Origin of the sequence: Streptomyces sp. NPDC088732 (assembly GCF_044751205.1) — a bacterium.
Classification (GTDB): domain Bacteria; phylum Actinomycetota; class Actinomycetes; order Streptomycetales; family Streptomycetaceae; genus Actinacidiphila.
In genome coordinates, this window is record NZ_JBIVLI010000008.1 from 278959 (window position 1) to 291526 (window position 12568).

The 12568-nt window shown below is 73.0% G+C and carries 13 protein-coding genes; 5 read left to right on the top strand and 8 right to left on the bottom strand.

Annotated features, from left to right (window positions below):
- Positions 1 to 65: 65 nt before the first annotated feature.
- Entirely contained in the window at positions 66 to 911 is an 846-nt protein-coding gene (locus ACIP9H_RS16530; RefSeq protein ID WP_401959555.1) for a class I SAM-dependent methyltransferase, read from the top strand.
- Positions 912 to 1108: 197 nt separating this feature from the next.
- Positions 1109 to 1516, top strand: coding sequence for a DUF5958 family protein (locus ACIP9H_RS16535; protein WP_401583353.1), 408 nt, complete (start codon positions 1109 to 1111; stop codon positions 1514 to 1516).
- A gap of 147 nt (positions 1517 to 1663) precedes the next feature.
- On the opposite strand, the gene ACIP9H_RS16540 is transcribed toward ACIP9H_RS16535, so the two are convergent.
- The gene (locus tag ACIP9H_RS16540) at positions 1664 to 3673 is read right to left on the bottom strand and encodes a DUF1996 domain-containing protein (RefSeq protein WP_401583807.1); all 2010 of its coding nucleotides are present in this window, start codon (positions 3671 to 3673) and stop codon (positions 1664 to 1666) included.
- 243 nt (positions 3674 to 3916) lie between these two features.
- Here ACIP9H_RS16540 and ACIP9H_RS16545 point away from each other — a divergent pair, with 243 nt between their 5' ends.
- The gene (locus tag ACIP9H_RS16545; RefSeq protein WP_401959557.1) at positions 3917 to 4255 is read left to right on the top strand and encodes a hypothetical protein; all 339 of its coding nucleotides are present in this window, start codon (positions 3917 to 3919) and stop codon (positions 4253 to 4255) included.
- 18 nt (positions 4256 to 4273) lie between these two features.
- Here ACIP9H_RS16545 and ACIP9H_RS16550 read toward each other — a convergent pair whose 3' ends face one another.
- The gene (locus ACIP9H_RS16550) at positions 4274 to 5287 is read right to left on the bottom strand and encodes an alcohol dehydrogenase (RefSeq protein ID WP_401583357.1); all 1014 of its coding nucleotides are present in this window, start codon (positions 5285 to 5287) and stop codon (positions 4274 to 4276) included.
- A gap of 282 nt (positions 5288 to 5569) precedes the next feature.
- Positions 5570 to 5989: a hypothetical protein gene (locus tag ACIP9H_RS16555; protein ID WP_401959559.1), complete on the bottom strand. Its 420-nt coding sequence runs from the start codon at positions 5987 to 5989 to the stop codon at positions 5570 to 5572.
- 218 nt (positions 5990 to 6207) lie between these two features.
- Here ACIP9H_RS16555 and ACIP9H_RS16560 point away from each other — a divergent pair, with 218 nt between their 5' ends.
- Positions 6208 to 7071 (top strand): MBL fold metallo-hydrolase, encoded by an 864-nt coding sequence (locus tag ACIP9H_RS16560; protein ID WP_401959561.1) that lies wholly within the window; start codon positions 6208 to 6210, stop codon positions 7069 to 7071.
- 37 nt (positions 7072 to 7108) lie between these two features.
- A complete protein-coding gene (locus tag ACIP9H_RS16565) occupies positions 7109 to 7564 on the top strand; it encodes a hypothetical protein (RefSeq protein WP_401583362.1) in 456 nt (151 codons plus the stop codon).
- A gap of 14 nt (positions 7565 to 7578) precedes the next feature.
- Here ACIP9H_RS16565 and ACIP9H_RS16570 read toward each other — a convergent pair whose 3' ends face one another.
- The 5 genes from ACIP9H_RS16570 to ACIP9H_RS16590 all read right to left on the bottom strand — a co-directional run bounded on the left by ACIP9H_RS16570 (position 7579) and on the right by ACIP9H_RS16590 (position 12409).
- A complete protein-coding gene (locus ACIP9H_RS16570; RefSeq protein ID WP_401583363.1) occupies positions 7579 to 8202 on the bottom strand; it encodes a CGNR zinc finger domain-containing protein in 624 nt (207 codons plus the stop codon).
- A gap of 104 nt (positions 8203 to 8306) precedes the next feature.
- Positions 8307 to 9095 carry an enoyl-CoA hydratase/isomerase family protein gene (locus ACIP9H_RS16575; RefSeq protein WP_401583365.1) on the bottom strand — a complete coding sequence of 263 codons (789 nt, stop codon included), beginning with the start codon at positions 9093 to 9095 and terminating at the stop codon, positions 8307 to 8309.
- A gap of 30 nt (positions 9096 to 9125) precedes the next feature.
- Positions 9126 to 10361, bottom strand: a complete 1236-nt coding sequence (locus ACIP9H_RS16580) for an alpha/beta fold hydrolase (RefSeq protein ID WP_401959563.1) — start codon at positions 10359 to 10361, stop codon at positions 9126 to 9128.
- Between the two features lie 117 nt (positions 10362 to 10478).
- Entirely contained in the window at positions 10479 to 11330 is an 852-nt protein-coding gene (locus ACIP9H_RS16585; RefSeq protein ID WP_401959565.1) for an MBL fold metallo-hydrolase, read from the bottom strand.
- Positions 11331 to 11719: 389 nt separating this feature from the next.
- Positions 11720 to 12409 carry a hypothetical protein gene (locus ACIP9H_RS16590; protein ID WP_401959567.1) on the bottom strand — a complete coding sequence of 230 codons (690 nt, stop codon included), beginning with the start codon at positions 12407 to 12409 and terminating at the stop codon, positions 11720 to 11722.
- Positions 12410 to 12568 lie beyond the last annotated feature (159 nt).

The window sequence follows — 12568 nt, forward strand, 5'->3', positions numbered from 1 at the left end:
GGGCGCAGCGGTGGAATCATCGGCAGCCGAGTGGCCCCGGATCCCGGTCGAGGCGGTGGACGGACATGCCGGCAACCGACTGGGAATGGGACGACACGCTGTTCTCGGGATCCGCCCCGTACTACCGGCGCGGACGGCTCCCCTACGCCCCCGGGCTGGTGGACGCCCTCGCCGAGGAACTCGCGCTCGACGGCCACGGCCGCCTCATCGACATGGGCTGCGGGCCGGGCACCCTCGCCCTGGACTTGGCGCACCTGTTCGGTGAGACCGTCGGCCTCGACCCGGACGGCGGGATGATCGCCGAGGCCGAGCGCGGCGCCGCCGGACTCGGCCTGCGCGACAGGACCCGCTGGGTCCGCGCCCGCGCCGAGGAACTGCCCGCGGGACTGGGTACGTTCACCGTCGCGGCCTTCGGCCAGTCCTTCCACTGGATGGACCAGGAACTGGTGGCGGCCGCCGTCCGGGACATGCTCGTGCCCGGCGGGGCGCTGGCGCACGTGTCCGACGCGAAGAACGAGTCCTGGCCGCTGGACGGCCTCCCGCATCCGCCCGTGCCCTACGCGGCCATCGGGGAACTGGTCGCGCGCCGGCTCGGTCCGGTCCGGCGCGCCGGCCGGGGGACGCTGCCCCAGGGAACACCCGGCGGCGAGGCCGCGGTTCTGGCCCGCGCGGGGTTCCGCGGCCCGCGGCGCCGGATCGTCCCCGGCGGGCAGGCACTTGAACGCACCCGCGACGACGTCGTCGCCTGGGTGTTCTCGATGTCGTACTCGGCGCCGCACTTGTTCGGTGCGCGCCGGGGCGACTTCGAGAGCGAGCTGCGCGCACTGCTGCGGGAGGCCTCCGCCTCGGGCCGCTTCAGCGAACGCCGGCCGAGCACTGAATGCGTCATCTGGCGGACGCCGACCGCCTGACCCTTCCGCACCGCCGCCCCGCGCGGCACCCGTCATCGCGGGCGAGTTGACCGTGCACGGCGGCAGCCTCCTGGCCGCAGGCCGCACGTAGGGCGCCGCGGAATCCGTGCGCGCGGACCGGGAATTCGGTCATGCCGCGGATCTGCTTCGATGGGCGCAGAGGCAGCGGGTCCGAGTCGAATCAACGGGGTGGGCCGATGGACGAGCGCACAGCCGGGCTGAACGAACTCGCGCAGGGACTGCGTCCACTCGCACGCGGGGTCGAATGGTTCAACGGCTTGCCCGCCGACGAGCAGTTCGAGGTACTGCGGGACCTCAGCGGGTTCTGCCTTCAGGCCCGCGCGACGGTGGAGGACGGCGCGGAAAGTGTGCGTCTGGCCGGCATCCGGCCGACGCACACTCCGGCCGTCCTGATCACACGCGGGCGGCTGCCCGAGCAGCTGACGAAGATCATCAATCTGCCGCAGGACGAGCGCGTGAAGGCATTCCGGCTGCTGGTCGCCCTGTTGGGAGTGGCCGACAAGCGCCGCCGGGAGCGATTCTGCTCCACCGGGTGCTCCCACGCATGGCACCAGGCCCGTCCGGCGCCGGCGTCCGGGGAATGACGTCGGCATTGCTCAGGTGAACGCGACGCACTGCGTCGGCGCTGCAACCCCGCGACGAGGTCGTCGGACGCGGCGGTCCCCCTGGCGGGCCGGCAGCGATGTGCCGACGCGCCAGGGGGACTTGGGTCGCGGGCGTTCAGGACTCCGTCAGCGGGAACCGCGCTTCACGCTGCGGAGCAGGACGAATCCCGCGATCGCGAGGACCGCTCCGAGCGCCGCCGGCCACAGGTTGGCCCCCGTGTTGGCGAGGCCGCCGCTGATCTCCTGCCGGCCGGCCTGTCCCGCGGGGCTCGGGGCCGGCACGGCGGCCTGGGTCTGCCCGGCGGAACCCGCGCCCGCCTGGTCGTCGTGGTGCTCGTGCTCCTCCGGGGCCCCGGCCGCCGGGGCCTCCGTCGCGCCCGCGCCCTGGGACGCCGGGGGCGTCGCGTCGGCCTTGGGCGTCACGGTGGCCGGGACGCCGGGTGCGTCGTCCCCGGGCTGCCCGTCCTGCGGGGCGCCCGTCGAAGGCTGCGTGCCATAGCCATGGTTGCCGTGACCGCCGTGGTTCTGCCCGTTGTCGCCGCCGTCACCGCCGTCACCGCCGGCCACCGTGCCGGACGGCGGCTCGTCCGACGCGGGCGGTTCCTGCGTCGGCTCCTCGGACGCCGGGGGCTCGTCCGTCGGCTGCTCCGACGCCGTCGGCTGGTCCGAGGGCTCCTCGGTCGGCTGCCCGCCGACGCCGCAGGTGCGGCCCTCGTTGATGCAGTCGGCCGCCTCCTGCATCAGCTTCTCGTCGAAGATGTTGATGAAGTCGCCGTGGTCGGTGATCGGCTTGTGCAGGTTCTCCGGGAAGGAGTCGACCGCGAACAGCGGGACGCTGCGCCCGCCGTCCGCCAGGCTCGGCGCGTCGACGTCGTAGACGATGCGCTGGACCAGCTGCGGGATGGCCTCGAATCCCTGCGGGCAGTTGCCCGCAGGGTCGGCGAACGCCACGTGCGTACGGTGGTTGGCGCTGTCGACGTTCCGTCCGTCCCAGCAGCTCTGGAACCGGAAGGTCCGCACCACGTCACTGCCGCTGGGGCACAGCGGGTACTTGTCCTTCAGCTGCCGGTCCTCATGACCCGTGCAACTCCACGACGCGTTCGCGTTCGCGGGGCCGTTGACGAACGCCTTGGCATCGCCGGTGATGATGCGCAGCAGGCGCGGCATGGGCGTGACCTTGGTCAGCGGGTTGCCGACGAAGGTGAGGGTGACCTCCTTGGGGGTGACGATCTGACCCGCGTTGCCCTCGGTGCCGCCGCCCGGTGCGTCGGCATCCCGCTCCTTGGTGCCGTTCTGCAGCCGCAGCACGGGCCAGTAGTACGACGACCTGTCGCCCTGGTCCTGGCAGCTCGTGTCGGCCTTCGCCAGGTCGTCGATGGTGGCCAGGCCGTTGTTGGCCTGGTTGCCCACGTAGTCGTGGAAGTGGTGGGCGCCGTTGGTCACGCCGGGCGCCACGATGATGTTGTCCGAGTTGAACAGGCCGCCCGCGTTCACTCCGCAGGCGGTGGTGAACGTGCCGGGCGAGGCGTCCGACGGCCGCGGGGTGCGCGGCGCGTCCGAGGGGACGCTCATGATGTCGGCGTAGTCCGCCGCGACCGGGCCGTTCCCGCCCTGGCCCCCCTGGTCGGCCTGGCCCTGGTCTCCCCCGCCCTGGTCGCCCGGAGCCCCCTGGCTGTTCTGGTCCCCGGCCGGTGCGGTCGGCTGCCCGTCGGCGGGCGGGCTCTGGGTCTCGGGCGCGCGCAGACCGCAGGCCGCGAGGTCCTCGACGCCCTGCGGGCGGTCCCCGACGCGGTCGATGGCCTCCAGGATGCGCGCGATCGTCGCGGCGCGCTTCTCCTTCAGCGGGCCCAGGATCGCGTTGTCGGTGAAGGCGGCGTCCTGCTGCTGGGCGGCCGACGTGTCCTTCAGCCGCTGGTAGGCCTCGGCGATCTGCCCGTCCAGAGCGGCGAGTTCCTTGTCGACGTCCTCCCTCGCGCCGTCCGGCACCGAGGTCAGCGCGTTGCCCACGTCCGGGCAGTCGACAGTGAAGGCCTGCGGCGCCGCGGAGACCGTCTGCGCGTCCGGAGTGCCGCTCGCGTCACCCTCGGTCGCGGAGGCGAAGACATTCGCCGTGACCAGTACCCCGCCTCCCAGCATCAGGGCGACGGCCACAAAAGTGCCGCTCCGCGTGCCGGTTGCGCGTCTGCGCGTGTTGCGTCCCAAGGAAATCCTCCTGCGCCCGATGGGTGACGGCCTGACACAGCAAGCCGCCGCTTCATACGCAGGGGGCGCCTGTGGTGTTCAACCGCCCCGGAAATTCACAGGAGTTGTCCTCGGCCACACCGCAAGGCACCCGGGGGCGCGGTCGCATCGCAGCAGGCCGATGGGAGGATCGGCACCATGGCGACCCCGAGTTGCATCGACTGCTGCGCCGAGCCCGCGCTCGTCTGGGTGCGGACGCTCCATGAATCGGCCCACGACCAGGAATCGCTGCTGCGGTGCTCCGGCTGCCGGGCGTTCTGGTTCCACCGCTTCCACGAGTACACCGACTGGGCCGCCGGCAGCGACGACCTGACGTCCTGGTACAGCCGCCTCACGCCCGCGGAGGGCGAACGGCTCCGGGACAGCGCCGACCCGTCGGGCGAGGACGTGTCGTTCCTGCGCACGCGCGCCGCCTGGATGGACGACTCCCGGGGAGTCCACCGGGTGGAGGGCGCCCCGGACCGGCCGTTCGGCTGACCCCGGCACCCGCGTGGCTCAGGGGACGACGACCATGCGGAAGCGCGCCGCCCCCGACATCATGCGGGCGAACGCGTCGTTGATGCCGTCCAGCGGCATCGTCTCCGTCATCGGGCGGATCCCGGCCAGCGCGCTGAAGTTCATGGCGTGCTCGACGTCGCGCGAGGTGCCGGAGGGGTGGCCGACGATCGAGCGGGACGTCAGGACGATCTGGCTCGGGGTGATCGGCATCGGCTCGGGGGCGATCCCGATGGCGATCAGCTCCCCGCCGGGCCGCAGTCCGTCGACGCCCGCCGCCATGGCCTGCGAGTTGGCTGCGGTGGCCAGGACCACCGTCGCACCGCCGAGGGCCTGCAGGGCCTCGGCGGTGTCGCCGGCGGAGCTGTCGACGTAGTGGTGGGCGCCCAGTTCCACGGCCAGGGCCCGCTTGTCCTCGCCCCGTGCGACGGCCACCGTCTCGTATCCCGACTTCGCCGCGTACTGGACCGCCAGATGGCCGAGGCCGCCGATGCCGATGACGGCGACGAGGTCGCCGGGCCGGGCGATGCTCTTCCTGAAGGCGTTGTACGTCGTGACGCCCGCGCAGCCGAGCGGCGCGGCGTCGACGGCCGACAGTCCGTCGGGGATCCGGGCCAGCGCGTTGACCGGTGCGACCATATGGGTGGCGTACCCGCCCTCGTACGCCCAGCCGGGCACCTGCAGGTTCCGGCAGTCGATGAAGGCGCCCTCGCGGCAGGGCACGCAGTGGCCGCAGTGACCGCCGAACCAGCCGACCTCCACGCGGTCGCCGACCGACCAGTACCGCACGCCCTCACCGAGGGCGTCGATACGGCCGGCGACCTCGTGGCCCGCGACCAGAGGGAAGCTGACGTTCGGGTAGGCGTTGTGGACGAATCCGGCGTCCGAGTGGCACACACCCGAGGCCTCGACGGCGATCCGGACGTGGCCGGGGCCGGGCTCGGGGAGTTCCCGCTCGACGATTTCGAATGGTCCGCCCGGTTCGGAGACCTGGGCCACCCGCATGGAGTTCATCGCCCGTCCGGTGTGTGAGGGGTACGGCACGCAAGGCGTCGGTCCCGCTCATCGTGGCACGGGGCACACGCCCTCGCGCGTCGGGCGGCGGTCACCAGGGGGCCCCGCCGAGGGTGTTGGGCGCCGCACGGCGAGCGGGCACGACCGTCGCTACCAGGTGTGCTGTGCGGCCGGGGCCGCCGGGCGCGAGCAGGGTGCCGGCCATCCGGTCGAGCAGGGGACAGGGCGGCTGCGCGCCCCGCCCGCGGCGCGGAGGGGGCAGCGCCGCGGGCGGGGCGGGGGTCACCTCGCCTTGAGCGGCTGCCGGTAGGACTTGCGCAGGGACGAGGCGGCCACGGGGAGCAGCCCGGCGAGCACCTTGCCCTTGAGGGTGCTGGGTTCCCGGGTGAGTTCGACGTCGATCCGGGTGCCGTCACCCTCGGGGGTGAGCTGGAAGACCCAGCCGCCGCCGGGCCCGAAGACCTTCGACTCGTGCGTGGTGATGGTGACCCGCCCTCGCTCGGCGTCCCACTCGTAGCGCGCGCGTTCCCAGGCGGACGTGGTCCCCTCGGTCACTTCGGCCCAGGTGTCGCCGATCGCGTGGACGGTGACGGCGTCGATGGTGGGCCAGTTCTCGGCGCGCGAGGGGCCGAAGTCGGTCAGCACCGCCAGCGCGTCCGAGGGGCCGAGCGAGGAGTTCAGGTGGAAACGCACGACTGACATTGCGGATTCTGCCTTTCTTGGCACACGACTGCGCCGACTCTCCGATGCGGGCGCCCCAGACGCCCGCAGATCGTCACCCTTTCAGGTGGTGACGAGATCATTGCAGTCGTGCGCGACACCCGTCAAACAGGTGACGACAACGAAGGGAGCGGCGATCCCTGCGCGCGACATAATCAAAGTACGATTGCTTCTGACATCGCCTGGAGAGGAGCGCACGCATGAAGAGGGCCCTGTCCTACGCGGTGTCGGTGGCACCGCAGATCCCCCAGTCGGGGCGCGGGCCGCTGCCCGACGGCAGCCCGCGCATGTGGTCCCCGATCTCCTCCACCCTGATCAGCGGCGAGCGTGACGCGGTGCTCGTGGACCCGCCCATGACGGCCGATCAGGCCGCGGCGGTCGGGGACTGGATCGCGGCGTCGGGCAGACGGCTGGTCGCGGTCTACGTGACGCACGGGCACGGGGACCACTGGTTCGGCGCCGTACCGCTCCTGGAGCGCTTCCCGGACGCCGAGGTCCGGGCGACGCCCGGCACCATCGGCGTCATGGCCGCGCAGGCGGCCCCGTCCTTCCGTGAGTCGTTCTGGGAGACGGTGTTCCCCGGGCAGATCCCGCAGGGGACGGTGGAGGCGGTGCCGGTCGGCCCGGACGGCTTCGAGATCGAGGGCCACCGCCTGGTGCCGGTCGAGGCCGGCCGCACCGACACGGACGCGACGACCATGCTGCACGTGCCGGACCTGGGTCTGCTCGTGGCCGGCGACGTCGTCTACAACGGCGTCCACCCCTACCTGACGGAGTCCGGCGGCATCTCCGGCATCGACAGCTGGCTCGCCGCCCTGGACCTCGCGGAACGGCTCGACCCCCGTGCCGTGGTGGCCGGCCACAAGGACCCGAGGTCGCCGGACGCGCCGCGGCAGATCGCGGAGACCCGCTCCTACCTGCGCGATGCCCGCCGGCTGCTCCCGGAGGCCGACGGCGCGCAGCAGTTCTTCGACGCCATGCTGGCGCTGCACCCCGACCGCATCAACCCCGGCGCGCTGTGGGGCGCGGCCGTCACGCTCTTCCCGGCAGGCGCGTCGTCATAGGGTGGCGGCGACTCGGATCGGGACGGACGGGGGACCCATGGCCGCGGTGCACGCGTTGATCCATCTTCACGACTTCGACGACGGGAGCTCCGACTTCAAGCTGATCGGGATCTACTCGTCGCGGGAGAAGGCCGCGCGGGCGCGGGCCACCGCCGGGCGACTCCCAGGCTTCACGGACTTTCCCGAGGGCTTCGGCATCGAGCCGGTGGAAGTCGACCCGGACGGACCGGCAGGACCGGACGGACCCGCCGGACCGGGAGCGGAGCACCGCCTCCCCGCGGAGGTGTTCCTGCTCTTCCTCACGCTGCCCGACTCCGGCCGGGGCGAGGAGGTGCGGATCCTCGGGGCCTTCCGCACGGAGGAAGGGGCCGACGCGGCCGCGGCGACGGCCCTGCCCCGACCGCGCCTCGGCGAGCTGGAGGTCTGCCCGGTCGACGTGGACACGACGACGTGGACCGATGGCTTCGTCACCGTCGGGCCCGAGGAGGACTGAGGCCTTCCCGGCCGTCACGGCGCCGAGGACAGCCCGCGCTCCTTCAGCCGGGCCCGGTAGGCCCGTACGTTCTGGGTGTTGCCGCAGGTGGTGACGGAGTGCCAGACGCGTGAGCAGTTCTTGGAGCGGTCGTAGAACGCACCGCAGCAGCGCGGGTTCGCGCACACCTTCAGCCGGCGCAGCGTCCCCCCGTACGAGGCCGCCACCAACTGGACCAGGGCGTACGAGCGCAGCGCCTCGACGTCGTCCCCCTGGGCGCTCAGCCGCGCGCCTCCCGGGCCGAGAGTGACGGCGGCCGTCGTCCCGATCGAGGGGACGGCAACGGTCTCCGGGGTTCCCTCGGCGGGCCCCGGGGACAGCAGGGCGCGCAGGTCGTCGCGGAACGACACGACGTCCCGGAGGCGGTCGGGGTCCAGGCCGTCCGGCATCGCCGGGGCGCCGGGGTCGACCTGGTGGAGGACGGCGGCGGACGTGCGGAGCCACTGCCGCGCCGCATCGGCCGACTCCAGCAGGTCCGGCTGGCGCGGCTTGCCGAGGCTGGCCGTGTTCAGCAGGTCCTGGACGAAGCCCAGGCCGCCCGGCGCGCTGCTCTCGGGTTCCTCGTAGCGGGCGGAGGCGGGCCATCGGACCGCTGTCATCTCGTCCTCCTCCTCGCTTCCACCGGACAGATGTAAGAGCCTATCGCCTTCACCTCTGGCAACCGCCGCAGGGGCTCCCGAGGAGCCGTCCTCGCCGGGGACGGCTACTCGCCCCGGAAGTCGACGGCCGGACGGGGCCGGCCGGCCTTGAAGGCGGCGACCGCCGACGCGAGTCCGGCCGTCGCGTCCCCCGTCTCGAACAGCGGCATCGCGATGTCGAACATCGCGTCGTCCGCGGCCTTCACGCCCCCGGCGTCCCAGAGGCGCAGCAGCGCCTTGTGCGCGGCGTGCGCGCGTGTCGGTCCCGCGGCCACCTTGCGGGCGAACGCCCGTGCGGTCTCCAGGACTTCGCCGTCGGGCACCACGTGGTTGACCACGCCGGCCTCGGCCATGGTGGCGGCGGGAACCCGTTCCGAGGTCAGCGCCCATTCATAGGCACGGGCACGGCCCGCGCGCGCCGCCACACGGTGAATCCCGCCGAGGAGCGTGACGATGCCGAGGGTCTGCTCCGGGTGCCCGAACCGGGCTCCCTCCCCGGCGAAGATCACGTCGGCGCGCAGGGCGAGTTCGAAGCCGCCCCCGAAGCACAGGCCGCCCACCGCCGCGACGACCGGTACGGGAAGCTGCTCGAAGCGGTTGAAGGCGAACATGTACCGCTCGAACAGCGTCCGCAACTGCCGGGTGTCGAGGTCGGGCCAGGTCACGATGTCGCCACCGAAACTGAAGTCGGCCCCCTCCGCGCGCACGACGACCGCCCGCGCGCCCGCCGACTCCGCCTTCTCGACCGCAGCGAGCAGTTCGTCGGCCATCCGCTCGTCGATGCGGTTCTGCGGCGGGTGGTCCAGGACGATCTCGGCGACGTGTTCCTCGATGACGACGTGCAGACGGCTCATGGGTGCTCCCGGTCCTCGAACATGGTGCGATCACTTCCCCCGGTGCGGATCCGGCTCCGCGCTCTCCGCGCTCTCCGCGGTCCCCGCGAAGAAGTGGGCGGACGGGACGGTGTCGGCCAGCCGGTCGCGGAGCGCGGCGGAGAACCGCAGCGCCGCCCCGAGGGGCCGGTGGTGGATCGCCGCACGGGTGACCTTGCCGTCGGCGTTCTTCTCCAGGACGGTGACACCGGAGATCGGCAGGCCACCGAACGCGGTCGCCCGCCACTGCAGGTAGGTCGTGGTGCCCTGGGTCGCCTCGGCGATGAACTCCAGCGACTCGTAGATCGCGCTGGCGGTGGCGAGGACCGTGGCGACGAGCTCGCGGCCGGCGATCGGGCGCACCAGGGCACTCGCCTCCAGGACGACGTCCTCGGCGAACCGCGCGGCAAAGATGCTCGCGGACTGCGAGGCGAAGCCGCCGCGCCAGCCGGAGGCCGCATCACTGGCGTCCAGGGTCCGCAGGAAGGCGAGGATCTCGGCGGCCAGGACGGCCGGGAACTCCACGTGCAGCCAGTGGCCGCCGCCGGGGACGGTCGCGACGTGCGCGCCGGGGAAGCGGGGCGCGATCGTGCCGATGACCACCTCGTGCGTGACGAAACCGTCCTCGCCGCCGCGGACGATGAGGACGGGGCCGCCGTACGCGCTCGTCCCCGGTGGTTTCGCGACCCCATTGTTCCAGATGTCGACATATCGGGCCACCACCGCGGCGGGCACCAGCCTGCCGGCGCGGCCCAGCCTGTCCAGCGCGTCGCCGTCCAGGGCGGGAGACAGCCGCGTACGGACGGCGCGCTCCGCCTCCGGGTTCCCGCCGAGGGCCCGGAACGGCGCGACGGCCTTGTCCGGCAGATGCGTCCCACCCAGGGGGACCGGGGTGAGCAGGACGAGCCCGGCGACCCGGTCGGGCCGTGCGGCCGCCGCGAGTTCGACGACCTGGCTGCCCATGCTCTGGCCCATCACGACCACGGGCCCCTCGATCGCGTCGATGACGGAGGCGACCTCGCCGGCGAACAGGGTCAGGCTCAATTCGTCCATGTCCTGCGGCTCGGACGCCCGGCCACCCGATCCCGGGAGGTCGTACCGCACGGTGGGCACCGCGCCCGCCACCGCCTTGACGAGGCCGTCCCAGACGGTGGCGTCGTCCAGGAACCCGTGGACGAGCAGCAGCGTCGGCGTCGCCTCGCCGTCGCGGCGGACGGGGGTGCCTGCGGGAGGGCTCTCATCGCTCATGTCTGTCCCGTCGTCGTTGGTGGGGGCGACGGCCGTCGGGCCGCCTCGATGAGCGGGTACTCGTACATGAGCATAATCCGAATACTTATTACCGGCCAGAAACGTCTCTCACGGTGATCACTCACCGAGGAGGGCGAGGGCTCCGTACCAGACCGGGCCGGGGTTGATCCGGTCCGGGTGGCGCCGCAGCATCTCGTCGTAGAAGTCGCGCGCGCCGGAGGCCGTCCCCAGCAGCTCCGCGACGTCCCGCAGGTACTGCCGGGTCGTGCCGACGGCAGCCGGGGAATCGGGCAGGTCCTTGTTCTTGTGGCCGGCCACGACGGCGCTCGGATGCAGGGCCTCCACTTTGTCGAGGGCCTTCTGCCACTCCTCCAGACCACCGTCCAGGCCTTCGCTGAAGTACTGGTGGACGCCGTTGTAGACGACGTCGCCGGCCACCACCAGGCCGGTGGACGGCACGTGCAGGACGGTGGTCCCGTCGGTGTCGGTGTGCCCGACCTCCACCGCTCGCAGTGCGCTGCCCTCCAGTGCGAACCCGTCCGCCGGAACCGGCTGCGCGAGGACGGGGCTCTCGGGGATCTGGCCGGGCCACAACACGTCCCACATCTGCGCGCGGCCTTCGGTGGCCTGCCGGTGCATGAGCTCGAGCGTGCCCTCGGTGGCGTACACCGTGGCGCCGGGGAAGCGTTTGAGCAGTTCCGCGGTGCCCAGCCAGTGGTCACCGTGTCCGTGGGTGATGTAGACGTGGCGCAGGCGTCTGCCGGACGCCTCGATCCAGTCGCCGGTCTCCTTGATCTGGTCGCGGGTGAACGGGACGTCGACGAGGACGGCGTCCCGCTCCCCCTGGATCAGCGTGGTGGTGACCGGCGAGGAGACGATCGGCCGCCCGTCCGGCAGCCGCTGGCCGCCGGCGCGCGGGGCGCCGGCCACGACGAGGGTCTCGTAGCCCAGGGGCTCGGGGGTGGTCATGGGTTCTCCTCCCGTGGGGAGATGTCCTTGTCCGCGGCGCCGGCGAGGTCGCGCGCCCTCGCATGCCGAGGGACACCCGCCGAAGGGTCCGCCCCGATGAGGGGTCGCCGGGGCCCGGCGACCCACTCCGGGGAGGACGCGGTCGCGCCTTGGCGCCACGCGCCCCCGCCGAGGCCTCCACACGCACCTGCTACCAGCACTTTCCCACCAAAACGACGCTGGTGCAGGAGTACCCGCGGGACCCCGGGACCGGGCCGGCACACCGGATCGCACAGCACCTGAGCCGGGCCCGGTTCACGCCCGGGGGGGCACGGCCGTACGCACCGAGGCACCCCGGGCGCGTCGGCCGGGGTGCCTCGGTCCGTTCATGGCTCGCCGCGGCGGGCCCGTCAGGCCGCCGGACGCCGGGCGAAGGAGCGGGCGCGGGCCAGGCGGGCGGGGTCGAAGGCGTCGGTGGCTCCGGCGCCCACGGTGCCGCCGAGCCCGGCGTTCCACGCCTCGATCTTCCGGGCGACGCCCTTCACCTTGGGGTGGCCCGGCGCGAGGGCGACCTCGAAGTGGGACTCCTTGGGCGCCGCGAAGTCGCCGCCCCAGGCGACCACGCCGTCCAGTTCGGCGAGGATGTCGCGGACCACGGTCAGCTCGCGCGGGTAGAAGCCGCCCCGCGCGTCGAGCGGGTAGGCCAGGGGCCTGATCTCGAGCGCCGTGCCGGACAGGTAGTTCGACTCGAACGCCTCCCGCACCCGGAACGACGGCGTCCGGTACCCGAGGACGTCGCCGGGGCGGAGCTGGTCTATCTCGTAGTGGAAGCGCCGCGCGACGTGGAGCAGGACGGTCGCCGCGGCACCGCCGGCCAGGCGCACCGGCAGACCGCTTCCCTCGATCACATGGGACTGCGCCCCGTCCGCGGTGAGGACCTGCCAGCCGTTCGCCGAGCGGCTGCCGGACCACGCGGCGGGCGTGTCCAGCGCGTTCACCGGTACGGCGGCGGCGGGCGCCGCACCCAGCGTGCCGAGGGCGGCGGCCCCGGCCAGTGCGGTGGTGGTGCCGAGCAGATGACGCCTGGTCAGCTCGTTCACGGTGTGCCTTTCTTGGTGTGTCGGTGGAGAACGGCGAGCCGTGCGGAACCCGGCCGGACCACGGCCGGATCGGGGTTCGCCCGGCCCGGCACCGGGTCGTGGCCGGCGTGGCACCTGTTGTGGAGCGGGAACCACCGCGTGTGCTCGTCGACGTGCGCC